This is a genomic window from Lagierella sp. (assembly GCF_029983815.1).
Lineage (GTDB): Bacteria > Bacillota > Clostridia > Tissierellales > Peptoniphilaceae > Mediannikoviicoccus.
Window position 1 is genome coordinate 37,252 of record NZ_JASBYU010000010.1, and the last position, 22,299, is coordinate 59,550.

The 22,299-nt window shown below is 33.9% G+C and carries 21 protein-coding genes; 19 read left to right on the forward strand and 2 right to left on the reverse strand.

Translation table 11 applies throughout. The features are described from left to right. Window positions 1-11 precede the first annotated feature (11 nt). The 4 genes from arcA (at window position 12) to Q1K37_RS05415 (ending at window position 5,207) form a co-directional block, all read left to right on the forward strand. Complete coding sequence (gene arcA, locus Q1K37_RS05400) at window positions 12-1,235, forward strand: arginine deiminase (RefSeq protein ID WP_300410253.1); 1,224 nt, start codon at window positions 12-14, stop codon at window positions 1,233-1,235. 18 nt (window positions 1,236-1,253) lie between these two features. Next, on the forward strand, window positions 1,254-2,246 hold the full coding sequence (gene argF / locus Q1K37_RS05405; RefSeq protein WP_300410256.1) for an ornithine carbamoyltransferase: 993 nt from the start codon (window positions 1,254-1,256) through the stop codon (window positions 2,244-2,246). A 78-nt stretch (window positions 2,247-2,324) separates the two neighbouring features. After that, the gene (locus Q1K37_RS05410; RefSeq protein WP_300410258.1) at window positions 2,325-3,482 is read left to right on the forward strand and encodes a serine/threonine protein kinase; all 1,158 of its coding nucleotides are present in this window, start codon (window positions 2,325-2,327) and stop codon (window positions 3,480-3,482) included. Window positions 3,483-3,701: 219 nt separating this feature from the next. Continuing rightward, window positions 3,702-5,207 carry a sodium:solute symporter family protein gene (locus Q1K37_RS05415; RefSeq protein WP_300410260.1) on the forward strand — a complete coding sequence of 502 codons (1,506 nt, stop codon included), beginning with the start codon at window positions 3,702-3,704 and terminating at the stop codon, window positions 5,205-5,207. A 62-nt stretch (window positions 5,208-5,269) separates the two neighbouring features. Here Q1K37_RS05415 and Q1K37_RS05420 read toward each other — a convergent pair whose 3' ends face one another. Further along, complete coding sequence (locus tag Q1K37_RS05420) at window positions 5,270-5,917, reverse strand: Crp/Fnr family transcriptional regulator (protein ID WP_300410262.1); 648 nt, start codon at window positions 5,915-5,917, stop codon at window positions 5,270-5,272. 533 nt (window positions 5,918-6,450) lie between these two features. Between Q1K37_RS05420 and Q1K37_RS05425 the strand changes: the two genes are divergently transcribed. After that, window positions 6,451-7,689: a M20 family metallo-hydrolase gene (locus Q1K37_RS05425; RefSeq protein WP_300410265.1), complete on the forward strand. Its 1,239-nt coding sequence runs from the start codon at window positions 6,451-6,453 to the stop codon at window positions 7,687-7,689. 334 nt (window positions 7,690-8,023) lie between these two features. On the opposite strand, the gene Q1K37_RS05430 is transcribed toward Q1K37_RS05425, so the two are convergent. Further along, window positions 8,024-8,572 carry a TetR/AcrR family transcriptional regulator gene (locus tag Q1K37_RS05430; RefSeq protein WP_300410268.1) on the reverse strand — a complete coding sequence of 183 codons (549 nt, stop codon included), beginning with the start codon at window positions 8,570-8,572 and terminating at the stop codon, window positions 8,024-8,026. A gap of 236 nt (window positions 8,573-8,808) precedes the next feature. Between Q1K37_RS05430 and Q1K37_RS05435 the strand changes: the two genes are divergently transcribed. From Q1K37_RS05435 to Q1K37_RS05500, 14 genes are all read left to right on the forward strand, one after another. Further along, a complete protein-coding gene (locus Q1K37_RS05435) occupies window positions 8,809-9,525 on the forward strand; it encodes a DUF5058 family protein (protein ID WP_300410271.1) in 717 nt (238 codons plus the stop codon). Window positions 9,526-9,534: 9 nt separating this feature from the next. Further along, on the forward strand, window positions 9,535-10,197 hold the full coding sequence (locus tag Q1K37_RS05440; RefSeq protein ID WP_300410274.1) for a hypothetical protein: 663 nt from the start codon (window positions 9,535-9,537) through the stop codon (window positions 10,195-10,197). 20 nt (window positions 10,198-10,217) lie between these two features. Beyond that, a complete protein-coding gene (locus Q1K37_RS05445; RefSeq protein WP_300410276.1) occupies window positions 10,218-11,402 on the forward strand; it encodes a M20 family metallopeptidase in 1,185 nt (394 codons plus the stop codon). Between the two features lie 11 nt (window positions 11,403-11,413). After that, the gene (locus tag Q1K37_RS05450) at window positions 11,414-12,781 is read left to right on the forward strand and encodes an amidohydrolase (RefSeq protein WP_300410279.1); all 1,368 of its coding nucleotides are present in this window, start codon (window positions 11,414-11,416) and stop codon (window positions 12,779-12,781) included. 365 nt (window positions 12,782-13,146) lie between these two features. Next, complete coding sequence (locus Q1K37_RS05455; protein WP_300410281.1) at window positions 13,147-13,947, forward strand: MetQ/NlpA family ABC transporter substrate-binding protein; 801 nt, start codon at window positions 13,147-13,149, stop codon at window positions 13,945-13,947. Further along, window positions 13,948-14,799 (forward strand): DUF169 domain-containing protein, encoded by an 852-nt coding sequence (locus tag Q1K37_RS05460; RefSeq protein ID WP_300410283.1) that lies wholly within the window; start codon window positions 13,948-13,950, stop codon window positions 14,797-14,799. It begins immediately after the preceding gene. Between the two features lie 402 nt (window positions 14,800-15,201). Continuing rightward, window positions 15,202-15,813 carry a molecular chaperone TorD family protein gene (locus Q1K37_RS05465; protein WP_300410286.1) on the forward strand — a complete coding sequence of 204 codons (612 nt, stop codon included), beginning with the start codon at window positions 15,202-15,204 and terminating at the stop codon, window positions 15,811-15,813. Then, on the forward strand, window positions 15,810-18,338 hold the full coding sequence (locus Q1K37_RS05470; protein ID WP_300410287.1) for a molybdopterin-dependent oxidoreductase: 2,529 nt from the start codon (window positions 15,810-15,812) through the stop codon (window positions 18,336-18,338). The genes Q1K37_RS05465 and Q1K37_RS05470 overlap by 4 nt, the downstream gene beginning before the upstream one ends. A gap of 13 nt (window positions 18,339-18,351) precedes the next feature. After that, window positions 18,352-18,879 (forward strand): 4Fe-4S dicluster domain-containing protein, encoded by a 528-nt coding sequence (locus Q1K37_RS05475; protein WP_300410289.1) that lies wholly within the window; start codon window positions 18,352-18,354, stop codon window positions 18,877-18,879. Window position 18,880: 1 nt separating this feature from the next. Further along, on the forward strand, window positions 18,881-19,087 hold the full coding sequence (gene tatA / locus Q1K37_RS05480) for a twin-arginine translocase TatA/TatE family subunit (protein WP_300410292.1): 207 nt from the start codon (window positions 18,881-18,883) through the stop codon (window positions 19,085-19,087). Further along, complete coding sequence (gene tatC / locus Q1K37_RS05485) at window positions 19,080-19,805, forward strand: twin-arginine translocase subunit TatC (protein ID WP_300410295.1); 726 nt, start codon at window positions 19,080-19,082, stop codon at window positions 19,803-19,805. Before tatA ends, tatC begins: the two co-directional genes overlap by 8 nt. After that, window positions 19,798-20,604: a 4Fe-4S binding protein gene (locus Q1K37_RS05490; protein ID WP_300410297.1), complete on the forward strand. Its 807-nt coding sequence runs from the start codon at window positions 19,798-19,800 to the stop codon at window positions 20,602-20,604. The genes tatC and Q1K37_RS05490 overlap by 8 nt, the downstream gene beginning before the upstream one ends. A 45-nt stretch (window positions 20,605-20,649) precedes the next feature. After that, window positions 20,650-21,480 (forward strand): MetQ/NlpA family ABC transporter substrate-binding protein, encoded by an 831-nt coding sequence (locus Q1K37_RS05495; protein ID WP_300410299.1) that lies wholly within the window; start codon window positions 20,650-20,652, stop codon window positions 21,478-21,480. Window positions 21,481-21,491: 11 nt separating this feature from the next. Further along, a complete protein-coding gene (locus tag Q1K37_RS05500) occupies window positions 21,492-22,295 on the forward strand; it encodes a DUF169 domain-containing protein (protein WP_300410300.1) in 804 nt (267 codons plus the stop codon). Window positions 22,296-22,299: the final 4 nt, after the last annotated feature.

Here is a 22,299-nt window from a genome sequence, read left to right on the forward strand (position 1 = left end):
GAGGTGGCGACTTGCATAGTATTTATGTACCTAATGAAATTGGAAAATTGAAAAAAGTATTATTACATCGTCCAGGTGAGGAATTGTTAAATATGACACCTAGCACCTTAGGAGATTTATTGTTTGATGACATACCCTTTCTAGAAAGGGCCCAGGAAGAACACGACGGTTTCGCAAACGTTCTCAAAAACGAGGGGGTTGAAGTCCTTTACATAGAGAGTTTAATCGCCGATATTCTAAAGGCGAAGCCAGAGGCTAGAGAGAAATTTATCGAACAAGTTTTAGAGGATTCACAAATTTCTTGTAAGTATAAAGAAGAGGCAGTTAGAGAGTATCTGAATGCAATTGAAGATTCAAAAAAGCTTGTGGATAAGGTGATTGCAGGAGTTAGATGTAGCGAGTTGGATTTAAAACAATCTGACTTTATCAAGTCCTACAATGGGAAAGGCTTCGAGATGGCTTTACTTCCTATGCCAAATCTCTACTTTACAAGGGACCCCTTTGCACACGCTGGAACTGGAGTCATCATCAATAGGATGAGGAATCTGGTTAGACAGAGGGAAACTGTCTTTGCAGATATTTTATTCAACTATAGCGATGAATATAAGGATGTGGACAAGCTTTATAGCAGATATGATGAGTTTTCCATTGAAGGAGGGGATGTTTTAAATCTTAATGAAACTACTTTGGCAGTTGGTATTTCTCAAAGAACTGACCCAGAGGCCATTGAAAAACTGGCTCAAAACATCTTCTATAATTCAAGTAGTAAGATAGAAAAGATTTTAGCTATCGACATTCCAAAGATTAGAGCTTTTATGCATCTGGATACTGTCTTTACTCAAATCGACTATGATAAGTTTACAGTGCACCCTGGTATTTTAAAGACTTTAAGGGTCTTCGAACTAACCAAGGGAAAGGGCAATGGCGACATAAAATCTGTTGAGATGTATGACAACTTAGAACATATCCTAAGTAAGTATCTGGATAGGGATGTTGAACTTATCTACTGCGGTGGTGGAGACAAGTTGGTTTCTGAAAGGGAACAATGGAACGACGGTTCTAACACTCTATGTATTGCACCGGGAACGGTTGTAGTTTATGAAAGAAACACTGTGACAAATAAGATTCTTCGAGATAAGGGAATAAAGGTCTTAGAAATTAGAGACAGTGAACTATCTAGGGGACGTGGCGGCCCAAGGTGTATGAGCATGCCATTTGTCAGAGAAGATATTTAATAGATTTGGAGGGAATTAATGGGAGTTAATTTAAGAGGTAGAAGCTTTTTAAAGCTGTTAGATTATACAACGGATGAAATCAAATATTTGATGAGTCTGTCGGAGGACTTTAAGAACTTGAAACGTTCTGGCACTCCTCACAAGTACTTAGAGGGAAAAAACATTGTACTTCTATTTGAAAAGACTTCGACCAGAACCAGATGTTCCTTTGAAGTTGCTGGAAGGGACCTGGGTATGGGAGTGACCTACTTGGATCCTGGAAGTTCTCAAATGGGACATAAGGAAAGTATCAAGGACACTGCCCTTGTACTAGGTAGAATGTTTGATGGTATTGAGTATAGGGGATTTTCCCAAGATCTTGTGGAGGACTTGGCAAAGTACTCTGGAGTTCCCGTATGGAATGGTTTAACGGATATGTTTCATCCAACTCAAATGATTGCAGACTTCTTGACAGTTAAGGAAGAGTTTGGGGACTTAAAGGGACTAAAGTTTGTATATCTTGGAGATGCAAGAAACAATGTTGCAAATTCTCTTATGATCTGTGCAGCTAAACTTGGTGTAAACTTTGTGGGATGTTGTCCAGAAAACTTAAAACCTGAAGAAGATCTTATTAAAAAGGCTAAAGAGCTAGCTTTGGAAAACGGATGTTCTATAGAATTTGAATCCGATGTTATGAAGGCTACAGAAGATGCACATGTTCTATATACGGATATATGGGTTTCAATGGGTGAACCTGAGGAGATTTGGGAAGAGAGAATCAAGGAGTTAAAGGCTTACCAAGTAAATTCAAAGGTTATGGACAATGCTAGTGACGATGCAATTTTCCTACATTGCTTGCCATCTTTCCACAACTTGGAAACCACAACTGCTGTAAAGGTAAATGAAAAGTTTAATATTCCAGAGATGGAAGTAACTGATGAAGTGTTTGAATCCAGCAAGTCAAAGGTATTTGATCAGGCGGAAAATAGAATGCATACAATCAAAGCTGTTATGTATGCAACGTTGAAATAATAAATTTTAGACAGGACTATAAATTAAAAGAAGAAGATAATTGCAAGGCAATTAAATTATAAAAATTAGGAGGAAAAAATGAAAATAGTTAATTCATGGAATGATTTTGACCCTTTAAAAAGAGTTATCGTAGGTAGAGCAGACAATTGTTGTATTTCACCTTCAGAACCTGCTTCTGAAGCTAAGGTGCCACTAGACAGTCCTATGAGAGGTATGACTGGTCCAAGACCACTTGATACTGTTGAAAAGGCAAATGCTCAACTGGACAATTTGGCAAAGGTATTGGAAGAACATGGTGTTACTGTAGATAGACCTGAACCGTTACAATTTAATCAAGCGGTTGTTACACCTTACTTTATGACTGGTTCTCAATTTGGTTGTATGCCACCTAGAGACGTATTACTTACAATCGGTAGCGATATTATCTGTGCATCTATGTCCTTTAGATCTAGATTCTTTGAACATTATTGCTATCATGGAAATCTTCGTAAATATTTTGAAGAAGACCCAGAATTCAGATGGTTCTACGGACCAAGACCACAACTTAGCGACAAAAGTTATGACATGCACTACTGGGACGATGTAGACGGAGAACCTGTTACCGAAGAGATTTTACTTGAAAGAACTGCAAACCTAGAAATGGTTACTAAGGAACATGAAATCCTATTTGACGCGGCAGACGTGTTAAGACTTGGTAAAGACCTATTTGTTCAAAAGGGTTTAACTACTAACTGGAAGGCTATGGAATGGTTGAGAAGAATGTACCCAGGATTTAGAGTTCACTCACTAAACTTCCCTGGCGACCCATACCCAATCCACATAGATGCGACATTTGTACCACTTAGACCTGGTCTAATCATCAACAACCCACATAGAAGATTACCTGAGGAACAAAGAAAGATATTTGAAGCAAACGATTGGGAAATTGTAGATGCAGCAATGCCTGCACATAAGGAACCACCTGAACTATGCTACTCAAGTGTATGGCTATCAATGAACTGTTTAGTTCTTGACCACAACACAGTTATAGTAGAAGCTTCTGAAACTGCTCAATGTGAACAGATGGATAAGTTGGGTATGAACGTAATACCGGTTCCTTTTAGAGATGCATATCCATTTGGTGGAGGATTACACTGTGCTACAGCTGACGTTTACCGTGAAGGTGACTGTCAAGACTACTTCCCTAACCAAGTTGAAGATCCTACTCTTATCACTTTTGAAGACAAAAGATGGTAATTGAATAGTTAATAGTAAAGCTGTTACAAAGGATGTAACGGCTTTACTTTAACACCTTAAGGGTATAGATGATGAATTGTAACAGCCTTCAAAGGAGGTAATTATGACAAATTCATGGGTTATGAATTGTTTTATAGTAGGTTGCGCAGTCCTTTTAGCATATCCTGCTATAGTATTCATATATAGAGAAAGTAAAGGAAAAGGACAAGGAAGGTAAGCATGGCTAATTGGATAGTATTTATCATAGCTTCCTGCGTTTTAATTGGGGTAGGTTACTTCTCAGGAAGGAAGATAGAACAAGATCAAGTAGAAGGAGAAGGATTTTTACTTGGAGCAAAGTCAATAGGACCTTTTATCGGTGCAGGAACTTTAATGGCCACAGGCTATAGTGGATGGGGATTTATAGGTTCTCCAGGAACTGCCTATGCCTATGGAACCATAGAGTTATTTGCAAACTTCTTCTTTGCACCTGCAATAACCTTTGGTACCCTATGGTTTGCAAACTATATGAGAAAAAACGCCGAGTCCATGGGAGGACTTACGGTACCTGAGTATCTTTCAAAGATACATAGAGGAACTGAAGCTGAAAAGAGAAGAGTCCATCTATTGGCGGGATTTGCCACATTGCTATTTTTGACAGTGTATATAGTTGGTCAGATCAGAGCCGTTGGACTTGTGGCTTCTAAATGGCTTGGAATCTCTGAAAGTATAGCCGCTACCATATTGTTACTAGTTGTAATCATATTCACCATGCAAGGTGGACTGTTGGCTGTGGCCATAACAGACACCATCATGTGTATAGGAATGTTGATCTCTGCAGTAATTGTAGTGACTGTTATAAAGCAGGACATTTCCATAATGGAACTGATAGATAAGCTAGGAGAGATAGACCCTAAAATTATCAATCCAACCAGTTCGGCGCCCTATGGACATAACAAATATCAAGTGTTTCTGGTATTCATATATGCGCTGTTATTTACCACAACATTGCCATATATGTCAGTAAGGTTTTTGTCATTAAAAGACGACCTGAAAGTTCATAAAATGGCCTTGTACATGGCACCTATGGGACTAATACTAAGTTTCATACCAATAGTAGGACTTTATATGAGATACAAAAATCCTGGACTTGAAAACCCAGATGCGGCAATGCCAGTATTTCTGAACACCTACTTACATCCTGCAATAGGGGGAATCATAACCCTATTCATACTATTTGCAATGCTTTCCACCATCAGTTCTGTATTGCAAACACAGGCATCAGCACTTTCCCACGATATGTATGTGTCCATAAAGAAGAAGATGCATCCAAAGGGAGACAAGTTCAACAGATGGATGGTACTTGTAATTGCATTGGTTTCCTTGTGGCTAACCTTTGTGGCTCCTCAAGGAATGTTAAATCAAATAGCTTATATAGGTACAGGTGGACTAATAGCAATGTTCCTTGGACCTACAATAGTACAAATCTTCATTAAAGGTAATGCCAAAACCTGCTTTATATCCATGTTGGCAGGGCTTATTACAAATGTAGTGCTAGTATTAGGAGTTCAAACAGGATGGGTGGAAGCGCCAATCCTAGGAGGACTTGCTTCAGCGGTAGTATATGCAGTAATGGGCTATGTAACAAATGGATATAAGAGAATACCGGAAGGGTACTATAAAAAGAAAGAACAAGAAGAAGAATTAGTATATAATCAAAAAGAAAATCTGAGTGTTAATAGTTAAAAAGAAATAAGTTAAAAACAATCAAGCCCTTAGTTATCCATAGCTTGATTGTTTTTTTATGCCTAAATTAAATCCTCTAAAAGATCTGGTCTTAGAACCTTTATCTTTATTCCCTTAACCTGGATTAGTCCCTGACTTTCCATTAGTTTCAGTTCCGTATTTAAACAAGACCTGTTAACCTGCAAGATATCAGAGAGCATCTCCTGGGTTTTAGGAAGTTTTAAAGAATCGATTTCATCTATATGAAGAAGCCAATATGCAATCCTCTGACTTATCTTATGATACTGAGTAGAACGAAGGACAAACTTATTAAAACAAGTGTATTCAGCTACAAAGGTCAAAATATTGTTCATCAGAACAGGGTCCTTGTCAATAATAGGCTTTAACTCCTTAAAGGGAACAAAGTAAACCTCAGAACGTTTAACAGCATAGACGTCGTAGGGAAAGTGAGTGTACTTTCCATAATGAAGATAAAAAGGAAAAGCATCCCCTTCATTATAATAAGAAGAAACAATCTCCTTGCCATCAATCATATACTCAGTAGTCTTTAAACATCCTCGTTTAATCAACAGTACATACTTTAGAATCTCACCATTTCTAACGGAAATTCTCCTTGCACCGTAATGGTAAATTCGCGGATTGATATCCAAAATGGCCTGTTTACTCTCTTCTGAAATGCCTTCAAAAATTTTAAAATCCAGTAAATTCATAAACTCCTCCTTTCTTTGTAAAGATGAGAAATTACCTATAACTATTATAACAAAGGATTTCCCATGGGTAAAACTTCACTATAAAGTAGTAATAAAGTATGACAAATGAAAGATTAGAAAAAGTATTGGTACTGGGGTTGTGAGTTGATGTTAAGTTGTTGTAGAATCGATATAGAACATAAAGAAGGATTAACAAATAACAAATAGAAATTAAATCATAGACAGCCAAAAAGACAATACATCAGATAAAAAGACATAAGCCTAGGAGTTTCTAGGCTTATAGTAGTCTAGTTATCAATAAAGTTGTTTTTATTGGTCCATGGTCCAGTATAGGGCTTTGTCCTTTAGTGTTTCAAATCTGTAAGATTTGGATTAAAAATGTTCGCTTGTATATGATGTGTTTATCAATGGGTACTAATAAATAGAAGAAAAGGTTATTATTGATTCGTTTAAAATTATTATTGATATTGTTTTTAAAGATTAATAAAAAAATGATAAATAGTAGATATCTAAAAAGTGGTAGGAGGATTTTAATGAAAGTAGATGGAGCTAGAATAGCAAAAAGAATTGAAGAAATCTCCAAGTTTAATAGTACAAAAGGAGAAGGAGTAACTAGATTTTCTTATAGCAAAGAAGACGAAAAAGCAAGAGACTGGATAGGAAACATTTTAGATAATTTAAACATGGATTATTCTGTAGATTCAGTTGGAAATTTACGAGCAAGATATGAAGGTAAATCTAACTCACTGCCTCCTTTATTAATAGGTTCTCATATTGACTCAGTGAAAAATGGAGGAAAGTATGACGGTGTTTTAGGTGTAATAGGAGCACTAGAAGTATTAAATGTAATGAAAGAAAATAATTATATTCCTAATAGACCTGTTGAGTTAATAATTTTTTCTGAAGAAGAAGGCTCCAATTTTGGAACAACTATGGTTGGTAGTAAAGCATTGACAGGTAAACTTAATTTTGAAAGTTTATCAAAACTAGAAAATAGTGAAGGAAAGTCCGCTGTTGAAGTTCTTAAAGATTTTGGATTAGATCCAAAAGAAATGAAGAAACATGTTTTAAAACCCGAAGAGATCTTTTGTATGTTAGAGCTGCATATTGAACAGGGGATTGTATTAGAAAATCAAAATAAACAAATTGGAATTGTTGAAGCTATTGCGGGAATGATAACATTAGATGTTACAGTTAAGGGTGAAGAAAATCATGCGGGATCTACTCCTATGAATATGAGAAAAGATGCTCTAGTGATAGCTGCTGATTTAATAAAAGAAATTGAGAACATAGCTAAATACAAAGTTGAAAAGACAACTGTAGCTACAGTGGGAAAAATATCTTCTAAACCTAATATGGCTAACGTGATTCCTGGAGAGGTTAGATTTACAGTAGACATAAGAGATATTAATCAGTATGATTTAGAGAAAGCAGAAACGTTAATTAGAAGAGAAGCTAAAAGAATTGAAAATGAAAAAAATTTTGAAATAGCAATTAAAGTATTAGGAGCTTCGGATCCTGTAGGATTATCTCCATCAATTGTCGATATTATAACAAATGAAGTTAAATCACTAACGGATTCATGGATGAAACTACATAGTGGTGCGGTTCATGATGCTGCTATGATGGCAGATATTACTCCTACAGGAATGATATTTGTACCTAGTGTTTTAGGTAAAAGCCATACAAAAGAAGAATTTACGAAACAAGAAGACATTAAACTAGGTGTTCAAGCCTTATTGAATTCAGTAATTAAATTAAGCAATGAATGAAATTATCAGTTGTAAGGAAAATATGCAATAAAACAAAAGCTTATTTTTTCGGATAAAAAACTTTTAGAGAGGGGATGCTAACATCTTAAGTTGGCATCCTTCTTCTATGTCAATTTAAGTTATTCTTACGTATAAAAGTTCGTTAGATTATATGTTTATATGCTTTTTGTGCTCAAAAAATATAAGCATCTGCCTATAAATTCATATACATTAAAAATTTAAACCCGTTTAATAATAGTTGATTTATGCCATTGTGATTAAGTAGCGGTTCAACTTATAGTAACAGCCTATTCACCACTAAGATTTATAAACGTTTGTATTGTTACATAAAGTTTTAAAAATATAAAAATCTAACTAAACTATTAGGTATCAAAGCTTTAAAGGAGTTTGCCACTTCTTGTGGTGGTATATCGTTATCATATTTCAACCATTCTAATAAGGAAATGCAAAAAGCAATGCAATAAAAGGAATAGTCAAAATACAATTTACGACTTTCCAGCAATTCTTGGGTATTTTTATTAAAAGTATAAACAAGCATTTTTTTCTTAGTCTCACTAATATAGGTTTGAACAAAAGGACTTTGAGGATTAAAGGAAATCACTTGTTTATAGAAGCGTTTATTAGAGTGCATTAATTTTACATATAAGTCTATAAACATAGCTCCATCATTTAATTGATCCATTGAAATATGGGCAGATTCAACGTTTTTCTTATGTATATAAAACACAAGGTCATCTATATTATAGAAATGTCTATAGAAAGTTTGTCTTGACAAACCAGCTTTTTCTACCAAATCAACTACTGTAATATTATTAATTTTATTGACTTCAGATAATTCGAGAAGTGCATCTCGAAAAACATCTTTTGGGTTTAAATTTTCCATAATTCACCTCAACCTCATTCTACACTAATATATACCCTTCTTCAAGATGTCAACACAACAGTTACATTTAACTATAAGTGTCACGTTAATCAAACATTCAAAAGACTATGAAAACGATAGCATTACATAACGTTAATACTGTGCATTGATAAATTATTACAGTGTGAAATAATTGAAGTAGAAGATAATTATCTTACTAAATGAAAACGATTCGTTATATTTAATGGGGGGTTAATATGTCATACTTAAAAGCTGCTAACTCCATTTGGTTATGGTTAGCATGTGTACCAACATTGCTGTTGGTCATCTATCAAGCAATATATTTTTATAAAAGGGTTAAAGAAGCTTCAGTCCTAGTTGATATGGGATCAGGAGAAGTGACTAAAGCATTTAAAATTGGTGCAATGTCCGCGATAGGACCTGCATTTGGAGTATTTGTAGTAATGTTAGGGCTTAGTTCACAAATTGGTGGACCTCTAGCTTGGTTACGTTTGTCTATTATCGGTGCTGCACCTACGGAATTAGCTGCATCTGAAATGGCAGCTAACGCAATGGGAACTACTCTAGGTGCTGCTGATTATAATTTGCTTAATTTTGCGAATGCAGCATGGGTTACCGCATTGAATGGGGCTTCATGGCTTGTTATTTCTGGTTTATTTGCAGATAAATTAGACATAGCTAGTAAAAAAATTACTGGAGGAGACACTAAGCTTCTTGGAGTAATTTCAATAGGTGCAATTTGTGGTGCTATGGGATTCTTCTTTGCTAATGAAATAGCTAAAGGTGTAAGAGGAAATACACCTGCAATTGCAGCGGGATTTACTTCTGTTATTGCAATGGTATTACTTCATCAAGTTTCAAAGAAATACCCTAAATTGACTGAATATACTCTTGGAATTGCAATGGTTTTAGGAATGATTGCAGGCGTAATCTACAAGAATGTAATAGGATAGGTGAAAATTATGGAAAATAAAAATTACAATGATGTCTTTACAAGACCAGTTATAAAAGTAGGTAGAGCGGTAAATCTATTTGCTGTGCTGACTTGTATGTTGCCAGCTATAATGCTTTATATAAAGTTTGGAGCATTTCCAGGTGTGGCGAATATCCTCAAAGGTTGGGGGTTAGTTTTATCCGCTTACTTAATTGTTGCTATCGTAGAGGCTGTTTCATACTTTCCAGTATTAGGACTTCCAGGAACATATATGTCTTTCATAGCTGGAAATATTGGAAATATGAGGGTTCCTTGTTCAGCTATAGCACAGGAAGCTTTAGGAACTCAGCCAGGAACAAAAAAGGCAGAATTGGTTTCAACTTTGGGAATTGCAGGGTCAGTTGTAACTAATATAATTGTTGTTACTATTGCTGCATTTGGTGGTCAAGCACTAATGTCTATTTTCCCACCATCTGTTTTAGAAGCGTTCACATATGTTGGGCCAGCTATATTTGGAGCGGTGTTTGGAATGAATGCTGTAAAAGACTTAAAACTAGGTTTATTATCTCTAGTACTTGGACTATTTATGCTACTGGTTTTACAGTGGAGCTCATTTGCAATTATGATTCCTGTAAATGTATTTACTTGTGTAATAGTTGCAGTTTTATTGTATAAAAGGAAAAACAAATAATTTAAAGAAAGGAAGAGATCATGGACTATTTAATAGAAGCTAAAAACATTGAAAATTATGTAATTGAATCTAGAAGATATTTACATCAAATACCTGAGCTAGGTAATGATTTGCCTAACACTTCTAAGTTCGTTAGAGAAGAATTAAAAAAGATGGGTGTAGAAGTTCTAGAAAATGTTGGGGTTGAACATGCAGTAGTAGGAATCATAAAAGGCAAAGAAAATGGAAAAGTTATAGCCTTACGAGCGGACATGGATGCATTACCTATTAAAGAAGAAACGGGTTTAGACTTTGAGTCTAAAAATGGATGCATGCATGCTTGTGGACATGATGCTCATACCTCTATTTTATTAGGAGTGGCTAAACTTTTATCTTCCAATAAGGACAAGATCAAAGGAACGGTAAAATTGATATTTCAGACAGGAGAAGAATTATCAATTGGAGCTAAACCGTTAGTTGAAGCTGGAGTTTTAGATAATCCAAAAGTGGATAGAATATATGGACTACATGTAGGCTCAATAGGAAAAGGGATGAGTCAAGGTCAATTTTCAGTTTGTAAGGGGCCGATGATGGCTTCACTAGACTCATTTAAATTTACTGTTAAAGGAAAACAGGCTCATGGAGCTTATCCACAAGATAGTGTTGACCCAACTGTTATCACTTCTCATATTATACTTGCTTTCCAAGAGATAATAAGTAGAGAAATTGCTCCAACTGAACCTGGGCTTATTACTATTGGGAAAATAGAAGCAGGAAAAACTTATAATATTATACCTAAAGAGGTTCATGTAGAGGGAACAGCTAGGGGAGTAACTCATGAAACTAGAGAATATATAGCTAAAAGAATGAAAGAAATGTCTGAATCTATAGCTAAATCCTTTAGAGGAGAAGCAGATTTTGAATATGGATGGGCAGCACCACCTCTAGTAAATGACTTAGATAGTATAGAATTCTTTGAAAAAACTTTAAATAAAGTACTTGATGAAAGTGCGGTATTTGAAATGACTACACCAGTTATGGGTGGAGAAGACTTTGCTGAGTATCTAGAAAAAGTTCCAGGAGCCTTTATTTTCTTCTACAATCCAATGGAAATAGATGGCGAAATTCATCCTCATCACAATCCTAAATTTGCACTGGATGAAGCTGAGTTTTATAAGGCTGTGGGCGTAATGACAGCTGTAGCAGTAGAGTATTTAAATGAATAGAGGTGCTTTTTGTGGAAAATCAAATCTCTAAATATATTGATGAAAAAAAAGAGGAGCTAATCGGACTAGCTAAGAAAATCTGGGAAAATCCAGAAGTTTCTTTTCAAGAATATAAAGCTGTAGAGTGGTATAAAGAATTTTTAGAAAAGGAAGGCTTTGATGTCACTGTAGGAGACTACGGAGTGCCTACATCTATTAGAGCATCTTATGGGTCTGGTTCACCAGTTATAGGTTTTTTAGGAGAATACGATGCCTTAAGGGGTATGAGCCAAGTAGTAGATACTGTAAAAAAACCTGTAAAAGAAGGGGATCCAGGTCATGCTTGTCAACATAACCTTTTAGGAGTTGGGCATTTAGGAGCGGCTATTGCCCTAAAAAATGCAATTAAGAATAAAGAAGCCAAAGGAACGGTGGTTTTTTATGGCTGTCCAGGAGAAGAGGAATTAACAGGAAAGGGTTTTATGGCAAGAGGAGGAGCTTTTAGAGATCTAGATGTAAGTTTTTCATGGCACCCGGGGAATGGAAATGCTATAGTTATGGGAAAATTAACAGCTTTAAATACCTTTGAAATCCATTATAAAGGACAAACTGCTCATGCTGCTGCAGATCCACAAAATGGAAGGTCTGCATTAGATGCTTTAGAGCTAACAAATGTAGGTGTACAATATTTGCGAGAACATGTTACAGATGATGTTCGAATCCACTATAGTATATTAAATGGTGGCAAAGCTCCAAATATTGTCCCAGATAGTGCATCTTCATGGTACTTTGTTAGAGCTTTATCTAGAGAGGCGGTAACTGATACCTACGAAAGAATAAAAAAAGTAGCAGAAGGAGCTGCTATAATGACTGAAACAGAGTCTAGTGTTAAATATTTAGGTGGATGTTACAATACCTTAGGAAATAAAGTTCTAGCGGACGTTTTGTTAGAAGCTATGAAAGAAACTCCTAGTCAAAAATGGTCCGAAGAAGATATAAAATTTGCCCAAAAAATGGAAGAAGTAAGAACCAATGCTCGAGGCGCCTTCCCAACGGACAAAAACACTGGAGAGTATTTGTATGAAGGAGAACCATTTATTAGTTATTTAGATTCATATGGATCTTCAGATGTAGGAGATGTTCAACATATTTGTCCTGGTATTTTATTTATAACTGCTACTACCAATTTAGGAGCAGCAGGACATAGTTGGCAAAATACAGCATGTGCTGGAATGGGTATAGGATTTAAAGGGATGTTATATGCTGCTAAGAGTATGGGTTTAGCAGGACTAAAACTCCTTCAAGATGAAAATTTAGTTAAAAAAGCAAAAGAACAGTTTAAGATTGATATGCAAGACAAAGAGTATATCTGTCCGATTCCAAAGGACTTAGAATTATAAATTTGACAACTTCTAAACTGCAAATAATATTTAAGAAGAGAGCCTCCAAACGCTCTCTTTTTAAGTTTGAATGTTAAACTTTTAAATTGAAAGGGCATTTTGGTGATTTCAGCATATTATAGATTACCTTTGGAATAGGTATGTAAATTAAATAGCAGTAACAAAATAACAGGTTACTATTATTTATAACAATAACAAAACATTTTTCTGGTTTTCGCCTATTTAAAAATTGAACTTAGATTTAATTATGAAACACACATAGACGCCAACATCTATCTTTATATTAATTGACCAATAACTCCTCACATAGTATAATCAACTTGTTAATAAATCAGAATGATTTGTAATAAAAAAGGGGGATTTATATGAGAAAATTTAAAGTTTTATTGATGTTGTTTACATTGTCTTTTCTAACAACTTGTTTAATTGGATGTAGTGGCAAACCGAATGAATCTAAAAAAATAATCTTGGGTACAGGGCCAAGATACGAACCCATTATTGAGTTACTAAAAAAAGAACTTGGAAAAAAAGGATATGAAGTTGAACTAAAGGTATTTTCTGGAAATCATGTTCCTGCAACTGCTTGCAATGAAGGAGATATCGATGGTTTGGTTTACAATCACGTTCCATGGATTGAAAAGTTTGATAAGGAAACTGGAGCGGATTTGGTAACAGTTGAGCCATACATATTTTATGCTAGAACTGCCATGTATTCTCTAAAGCATAAAAGTCTAGAATATCTTCCAGATAATGCGACTATAGCCCTTCCTGGTGATCCAACTAATTTAGAACTATCTCTAAAATTTTTAGAGGATAATAAACTTATTACCCTAGGAGAGAAAAAAGGTGATTTTTACACTTTGGTAGATATTGTTGAAAATCCAAAAAAATTAAATTTACTAGAAACGGAAATAACTGAAACTATAAGAAGTATTGAAGATGCAGATGCTGTAATAGTAGGTGTAAATGGAGCTAGAGATTATGGATTAAATGTTGATGATTTTTTAGCTGAAAATATGCACAAAAAAGATTTTCCTACAGGACTAGTGGTTAAAGAGGGTTCAAAAGATGACGACTGGGTTAAAGCTGCTCAAGAAATAATTAAAAGTGAAGAATTTAGAGATGGCTTTAATGAGAAATATGAAGGTGTATTGGTGCTTTACTAAATGGACAAAGAAAACAAAACAACAAAACAGAATTACTATATTAAGGTCTTAAAATCCATATTAGATATAGAACGAGAAATTGTAGGGGTTAAAGTCCATGTGACAAAAGATGATTTTGTCAAATCTAAATTTAGAGAGGTTAATAGAAAAATTGCATATTGTACACTAGTTAGGAATGCCACTAGGGGAGATTCAATTAAGATAGCGGGAGACAAGTTTGCATGCGTTGGCGCGGCGGCCTCTTTGGGTATTACAAAAGCAAGGACAAATTCTGAAACAGGTTTTAGACAGTACGAAAACTCTACTTATGGTACTATGCCAATAAGTATATCCTATGCGAAAAGACATGCTCATATAAAGATGCAAACTTATGGTGTTTCCATTGGTCCTTTGGAAGATTTTGATTTCGAACCTGACGTGGTAATAATCGTCTGCAATCCTAATAATGCTATGAGGATAATTCAAGGTTATAACCATAATCATTCTTTTTATGATGGATTTGAATTTATCGGCTTGGGAGCTATTTGTAGAGAAGTGACATCATTTCCATATGAGAATAATAAAATTAATATTTCAATGATGTGCCCAGGAACTAGAATGTTGTGTCAATGGGACATTAATGAAATGGCAGTTGGAATTCCATTTTCTCAATTTTATTCCACAGTTGAAGGGATTGTTAATACTATTAATCCTTTTGAAAGAAAGAAGAGAAAAAGAAAGATTATTCAAAATTTAAAAGACAAGGATTTGGATATTGGTATTGATATAAAACTGGATCAAAATTATGATGATGCCGCTTATGTGGGAATGACGGAAAAAGAAATACAAGAATTTAATGAAAATCATAGATAGATTACGAAAGTTTAATTAATTTATATATTATCCTAAATTAAATATTAATACCTATAGTTAAAGGGGTGCATCATGATAAGATGCGCCTTTCGTTCTTTAAAGAACAAAAGACGGACTCAATTTGTTTAGTGATTATATCTTTATATACTCATTAAACTAATCTAGATAAGTGTAGTAATTCGATTATGTAAATCTAATTTCAAAAAGTTCAATAAAAGTTTAACAAAAATAGCTTGAGTTCTACGGATTAAGTATTTTATATTCTTGACACAGATAAATATGTTTGGTACCATGAAATCTGAATAAATAAAAAACCAAAAGAATTAATAAATAAGAAGGTGTTAAAAAATAGACAACAAAACTCATGCTCTTAGAGAGTATAATTATATTATTTTAGGAACAATGTTTGACAATAGTTTAACCAAGGAACAATTGGTAAAAATTAAAGAAAACAATATTTTTCTTGACCTATATACATACGGAGAGATTACTTTAGTTAATTTAAAAAACAAGATTATAAATATGATTGATGATGTGACAGATTTAGACAGGGAGGTAGAGGATTTAAAGATAGAATTCAACAAACTCTTTGCTTTGTTTTTAGATGAAGAAGAAGCAATACCTTTATTCGCTTCATACTATTTAAACAATCAGACTTTAATTTTTACCGAAGAGACAATAAAAGTTAAAGAATTTTATAAAGACAATGAATATAGAATTGTCGGAGAAGAATTTGTTCCTGAGGATAGTTTGGTGTTGGAATTTGGATTTGTTGCAAACCTTATAAATGACATGTTATTAGATTCTAATACTGAAAGTGATAATAATAAAAGTTTACAAGTTCAAGAAATGTTTATCTCCAAACATCTATTAAATTGGATTAAATTAATGCTAAAAACAAAAGGTTTTAATAAAAAGAAGTCTTTCTATAGGTATCTTTTAGAATTTGCAATTCTATTTACAATTAAAGATCAGGAAGAGTTAGCAAAAATTATAGAAAGGAAAAAAGAATGAAAATTACAAGAAAAACTTTTCTGAAATTGTCATCAGCCTTAGCTTTATTTGGATTAACTGCATGTAGTGAAAGATTTGAAAAGGTAAAAAAAGAAAATATACAAAAAGAAACTTATAACAAAGGCAAGTGGATACCGGCTCCTTGCTGGGATAATTGTGGAGGTAAATGTGTCTTAAACGCATTTGTTAATGATGATAAAGTTTTAAAGCTTAAAACTGATGATAGTCATGAAGATAGTTTAGATTATCCGCAACAACGTGCATGTGCAAGAGGAAGAGCTCAAAGGCAAAGAGTATATGGTATAGATAGACTTAAATATCCGATGAAGAGGGTAAATTGGTCACTTGACAATCCTAATGGTGAATTACGTGGTAAAGATCAATGGGAAAGAATTTCATGGGATGAGGCATTAGATTATATAGCTGAAGGTACAAAGAAAATAGTATCTAAATATGGGAATGAGGCTATCTATGTTCTAGATGGAGGGGAAACTGCCAGGACTTTTGCAGCATATGGTGGATATATAGCCAAGTATGGTAGCAGATCCCGTGGGGCATGGAAAAAATCTATGAAGCCTATTTTTGGGATTGACCAAAAGCAGCACTGCATGAATGATAGATTTGATATATTAAAATCTAAGTTAATTGTACTTTGGGGAAATAATCCTGCAACTACTCAAATAGGCGGACAAGTAAATAATATACTGAGAGCAAAAGAGCTGGGGATTCCTGTAATAGTTGTTGATCCTATGTATACTCAAACTGCTGAGATGATAGCTGATAAGTATATTCCAATAAGACCTACAACAGATACTCCTCTTATTTTAGCTGTTTGTTATGTTATGCTTAAAGAAGATTCTCAAGATAATAATTATGTGGATTGGGATTTTATTCATAGATGTACTATTGGGTTTGACGAAGAAACGATGCCTGAAGGCGCTGATAAAAAAGAAAATTTTAAGGACTATGTTCTAGGTACATATGATGGAATACCAAAAACTCCAGAATGGGCTAGTAAAATATGTGGAACTAGCGTAGAAGATATTTATTATTTGGCAAGAGAATTAGGATCTAAAAAACCTGCAACTATATACTTTGGATGGGGATCTGCTCGTATTGAGAAAGGTACACATGTTTGTTTAGCTATAGCTTCACTAATGGCGATAACTGGAAATACTGGTGTCGAAGGAGGAGCGGTTGCGGTTAGTAATCAAGAGTTATCTACTAATGGAGGGCCGTATTTAGTTAAACCTGGAGACTTTGAATTTCCTGAGATTGAAAATCCCATAAAGAAAAAACTTTGCACTAATGAACATTGGAAAGCAATTTTAGATGGGGAGTTTACTGCTGGGGTTAATAAGAAAGAGCCTTTGGACATTCATATGATATATCATAGCCATTGCGCCGCTTTATCACAAACACCCGATACAAATATGGGGATAAAGGCTCATAGAAAAGTTGATTTGGTAGTTACACACCAGCATTATTTTGATACAAATGCTAGATATTCCGATATTGTACTCCCTGTAACTACTCCTTGGGAAAGAGAAGGCCATATTATGAAAGGAAATAGAGAAACTCTTATATGGACTAAACAAGTTACAAAACCTATTTTTGAAACTAAAGATGATATCTGGATAGCAATTGAATTAGCCAAAAGATTAGGGATAGATGAAAAATTAATAGCTCCTGTCGACGAATCTCAAAGACTATTTAATATTATTCAAGGAGCCCAGGTCATTAAAGAAGATGGTAGTGTTTATGAAAATTTAGTTTCAATAACACAAGAAGATTTAAATGAATTGGGTGTAAAGGGAAACGTTCAAAATGGTAGAGTTCCTATATTAAAACTAAGAGAAGATGGTATATATCAAGTGAAACGAAGCGAGAACGACAAATTAGGCTATATTCATCACAAAAAATTTAGAGAAAACCCAGAGGAAAATCCTATAGATACCGAATCGGGCAAAATAGAGCTATATTGCAAAACTTTAGCAGATCAAGTCACAAAGGCTGGATGGAATGAAGGTGTTCCTATTGCAAAATATGAACCAGCGAGTGAGGGTTATGAAGCTACTTTTAAGGATTTTGAAAGACAAATTAAAGGTAAATATCCTCTTCAAATTTGTGGTCTTCACCAGCAAAGATATACTCACTCCCTAGTTGGTAATGTTAAGTGGTTAGAATTCACATTTCCCTATAATGCCTATGTTAACCCTCAAGATGCACGAGAGAGAAATTTAAAGATGGGGGATGCAGTAAGGATATTTAATGATAATGGATCAATTGTACGAAAAGTCCTTCTTACAGAGAGAGCTCAACCAGGGGTTGTATATATTATGGAAGGGCCAGCTGTGGAATTTGATGATGAAGGAAATTGTATTACCGGGCAACCGAATATTTTGACAGGTACTTATCCATCGGGGCCAGATATTGAAGCCTTTCAAACTTGTATAGGTCAGATGGAGAAATATGATAATAAAGTTTTAGATGACTATGAAAGACCTTCTAAGGTATTCTTTTAAAAGGGGTATAAATATGCTTAAATTTGAAATGGTTAAAGATAGATGTGCTAATTGCGGAGCTTGTGTTATTTCTTGTGCAGATTATCATAATCTCGGTACAAAGTGTGATATAAGAAAATTAAAACAGTATGAATTTGGAAAATTTCCAAAAGTTTCAGCTTTAACTCTTTCCACTTCATGCTATCATTGCGATAAACCAAAATGCGTAGAAAAGTGTCCTACAGGTGCTATGCATATTGAAAAGGAATTTAACACTATACAAGTAAATTACGAAAAGTGCATTAATTGTCATATTTGCTTTAAAGAATGTCCGTATCATCAAATCAGTCTTGATGACAATGATAAGATACAAAAATGTGATTTTTGTATTGAAAGATTAAAAAAAGATTTAAAACCTATTTGTATAGGAGCTTGTGTAACACGATGTCTAAATGTTATAGAAAAAAAGGATATTACTAAAAATCATAAGCGTATAAACAACTATTTAGAAAATGATGAAAGAGTAGATATTAAACCTAATTTTTATGTAAAGGAGTTATAAAATGTTTGGAAGAATAGGAATTCAAGAGCTATTAGTTATTTTTGTTATAGTGTTAATAATTTTTGGGCCTAAAAATTTACCTGATTTAGGTAAAACTATGGGGAAAACTATTAAAAATTTTAAAGATAGCATAAATGGTAAAGATACGGAAGAACCAAAAAATCAAATAAACAAGGAAGTAGAAACAAAAAAAGAAGAAGATGAATAAAAAGTTGGATGAAAAAAAATTAACTATAGCTGGACATTTAGAGGAACTGAGAAAGAGGATAGTATATTGTGTATTATTATGGGTCATAGTATCCCTTTTTCTCTTTAAATACATACCTTATTTTTACGATTATATTAAATATGGATTTTTAATAAGGTATTTATATCTTTCTCCTGTGGATTTTTTAAAAGTTCAGCTAAATACTTCTCTATTAGGAGGGTTATTATTTACGATTCCTTTTATAGTGTATAACATTTGGGAATTTATTAAACCAGCTGTAAAGTTAGAGGACAGGGGCATTTGTCTTATTTCCATAGCTATGGGTTTGCTATTATTCAATATGGGTCTTTTCTTTGCGGTGAAAATAGTAATTCCTAATATGTTAAAGTTTTTTATGGATTTTAGCGAAAGAGTTTTTGTGAGTTTTGAAATTTCAAGGTACTTATCATTTGTTACTAATACATCCATTTTATTTGGATTTATATTTGAAGTTCCACTTCTTATGTTTATTTTAGGGAGGTTTAACTTAATTACTGAAAATTCTATAAAAAAACATAGGAAATACGCTGTACTTATCATTTTTATATTTGCTGCGATAGTGACTCCTCCAGATGTTATTTCTCAACTTTTTATGGCAGGACCATTAATTTTGTTAATGGAAATTGGAAATGTTTTAGTTAAATTATCTACTGTTTTTAGGAGAAAAAAACATGTTTAATCTATTCGATTTTGTTGATTATAAAACTCAAGTTGATAATTCAAAATGTCTTTATAACAAATCTACTAAGAGCCAGTGTAAAAGATGTGTTATATCTTGTCAAGAAGAGGCAATAGAATTTAAAGATGGAAAAATCATAGTAAAGGACAATTGTAAAAATTGTAATTCCTGTGTAAATAATTGTCCAGTAGGAGCCTTAACTGGTGAAAAAATAAATTTTAAATACATTAAAGATACATTGATTATAGACATGGAAGATTTTCCAGATGGTTTTTTTTCTTACATTGGCTTTGGCTATTTTTCCAAATGGTATTTAAACGGTGTAAAAAGAATTGTACATAATATAAAAGAACAGAATTTCATTGATAGACTAATGGAGTTTAATTCGATATTGGAAGTTAATTCACTTGAAACAATTGAGAACGTACACACAGATAAGGTTGTTGAGTATAAGAAAAATGACGAGTTAATTAATCGAAAAGCATTATTAAAAAATTTTGCTACTAGTATATTAAACGGAGCTAAATTTATAGTTGGGGAAAAAGAAAATGTTTTTCAATATTTTATTATACTGCAAAGAAAACTAAAAACTCATATATCATTTTTTACAGTAAAAATTAACAATTCATGTAAAAAATGTAATGCCTGCATTTCACTTTGTCCTTTTAAAAGCTTAAAAATGGATGGAAATATTGAACAGATAGATTTTTGTAATAATTGTAAGTTATGCGTAGACATATGCCCATACAAGGCTATAAAAATTGTAAAAGCAGACATTGCTTTTATGATAAGTAACTAAAACTAATAGCGATAAAATAATAAAATTGACAAATTAGGAGGACCAATGAAGAAATTAATAAGCATAATATTTATTTGTGTATGTGTAATTTTATTTGCAAGTTGCCAGGCTAAAGAAAAAAATAATGGAGTTAATCAAGAAACAAAACAATTAAAGAATGTACAGAAGACAATAAAAGTAGTCTGTATGCCTTTAAGTGAACCTATTGTTGAGATGTATAACAAATTTTTGGAAGATGACGGTATGAAGATCGAGCCAGTGGTTTTTGATGGTAACCATTTGCCAGCAACTGCTTTAGCTGATGGTAGTGTGGATGCGGTTATTCTAAACCACAAGCCTTGGATTGAAACTTTTAATAAGGAAAATAATACGGATTTGGTTATGCCAGAACCTTATCTTTATTACTCTATGAATGCTTTGTATTCTATGAAACATGACAAGGTGGAGGATTTAAAAAATGGAACTATAGCCGTAGCTGGTGACCCTGTTAATTTAGATAGAGCCTTAAAGCTTTTGGATAGTGTAAATTTAATTAAGCTAAAGAAGAAAGATGAAGGTTTCTATACCTTGGTGGACATCGAGGAGAATACTGGAAATATCGACATTTTAGAAACAGAAATCACTGCGACTGCAAGGTCCTACAAGGATGTGGACGGTATGATTGCTGTGGCATCTGTAGTTAAGCAGGCAGGTTTTGATCATAGGGATTTTTTAGTGGAAGATCCAGTAAACAAGGACTTTCCCCTAGGTTTGATCGTTCAAGAAAAAGATAAGGATGCGGATTGGTTGAAGAAGATGCACGATTGTCAAGGTTCTAAGGAGTTTAAGGAGATTTTTGACAAGGAATATGAAGGAGCCTATGGGTTATATGAATAGGAGGGACAAATTTGAAATTTACAGATATTGTTAAAGAGATCAATGCTCTGTTAGAGCTAGATAGACAGGTTGTAGGGGTTCAATTTCACAAAACAAAGGAAGACTACGACAGAGGACAAGGCCGAGAAAGAGAAACTATGATATCCTATTGCTCTTCTGTAAGGGATGCATCAAAGGGCAAGTGTTTGAAGTTAAGGCTTAAAAACTTTGCTTGTTTAGCTGCCGCTAAAGCCTGTGGACTATATCCAGTTACAGAGGATGATAGAAATGGAACCAATAGGGTGGGCTTTGGAGCCTATAAAGACCTAGAAGTATCAAAAGATGTGTCTGAGGATATGGTTTATATTGAAGAAGAAAACTACGGCGTTAGTATAATGCCCTTAGTGGAATTTGAGACAAATCCAGATGTGATAATAATAGTTTCTAAGCCCTTTCAGATGATGAGACTTGCCCAAGGCTATGCTTATAGTTATGGACAATTAAAGGACATCAAACTTGCAGGAATGCAGGCGGTATGTCAGGAGCTGACTAGTTATCCTTACATTAAGGACGATGTAAACATGTCCATGATGTGTTCGGGAACGAGGATGCTTTCACAGTGGAATGACGATGAAATGGGCATGGGTATTCCCTTTAAATACTTTGAAGGGATTGTAGAAGGGTTGAGAAAGACTGTAAATCCACTGGAAAGGAACAAGAAAAAGAAGATTATTGAAAAAAAGTGGAAAGACATGAAGTCGGATTTAGATATTGTCTATAACCAAAATTATGATGATGGGTACTATGTTGGTGTTCAAAAAGAAAGTGAAAGTTAGTTAA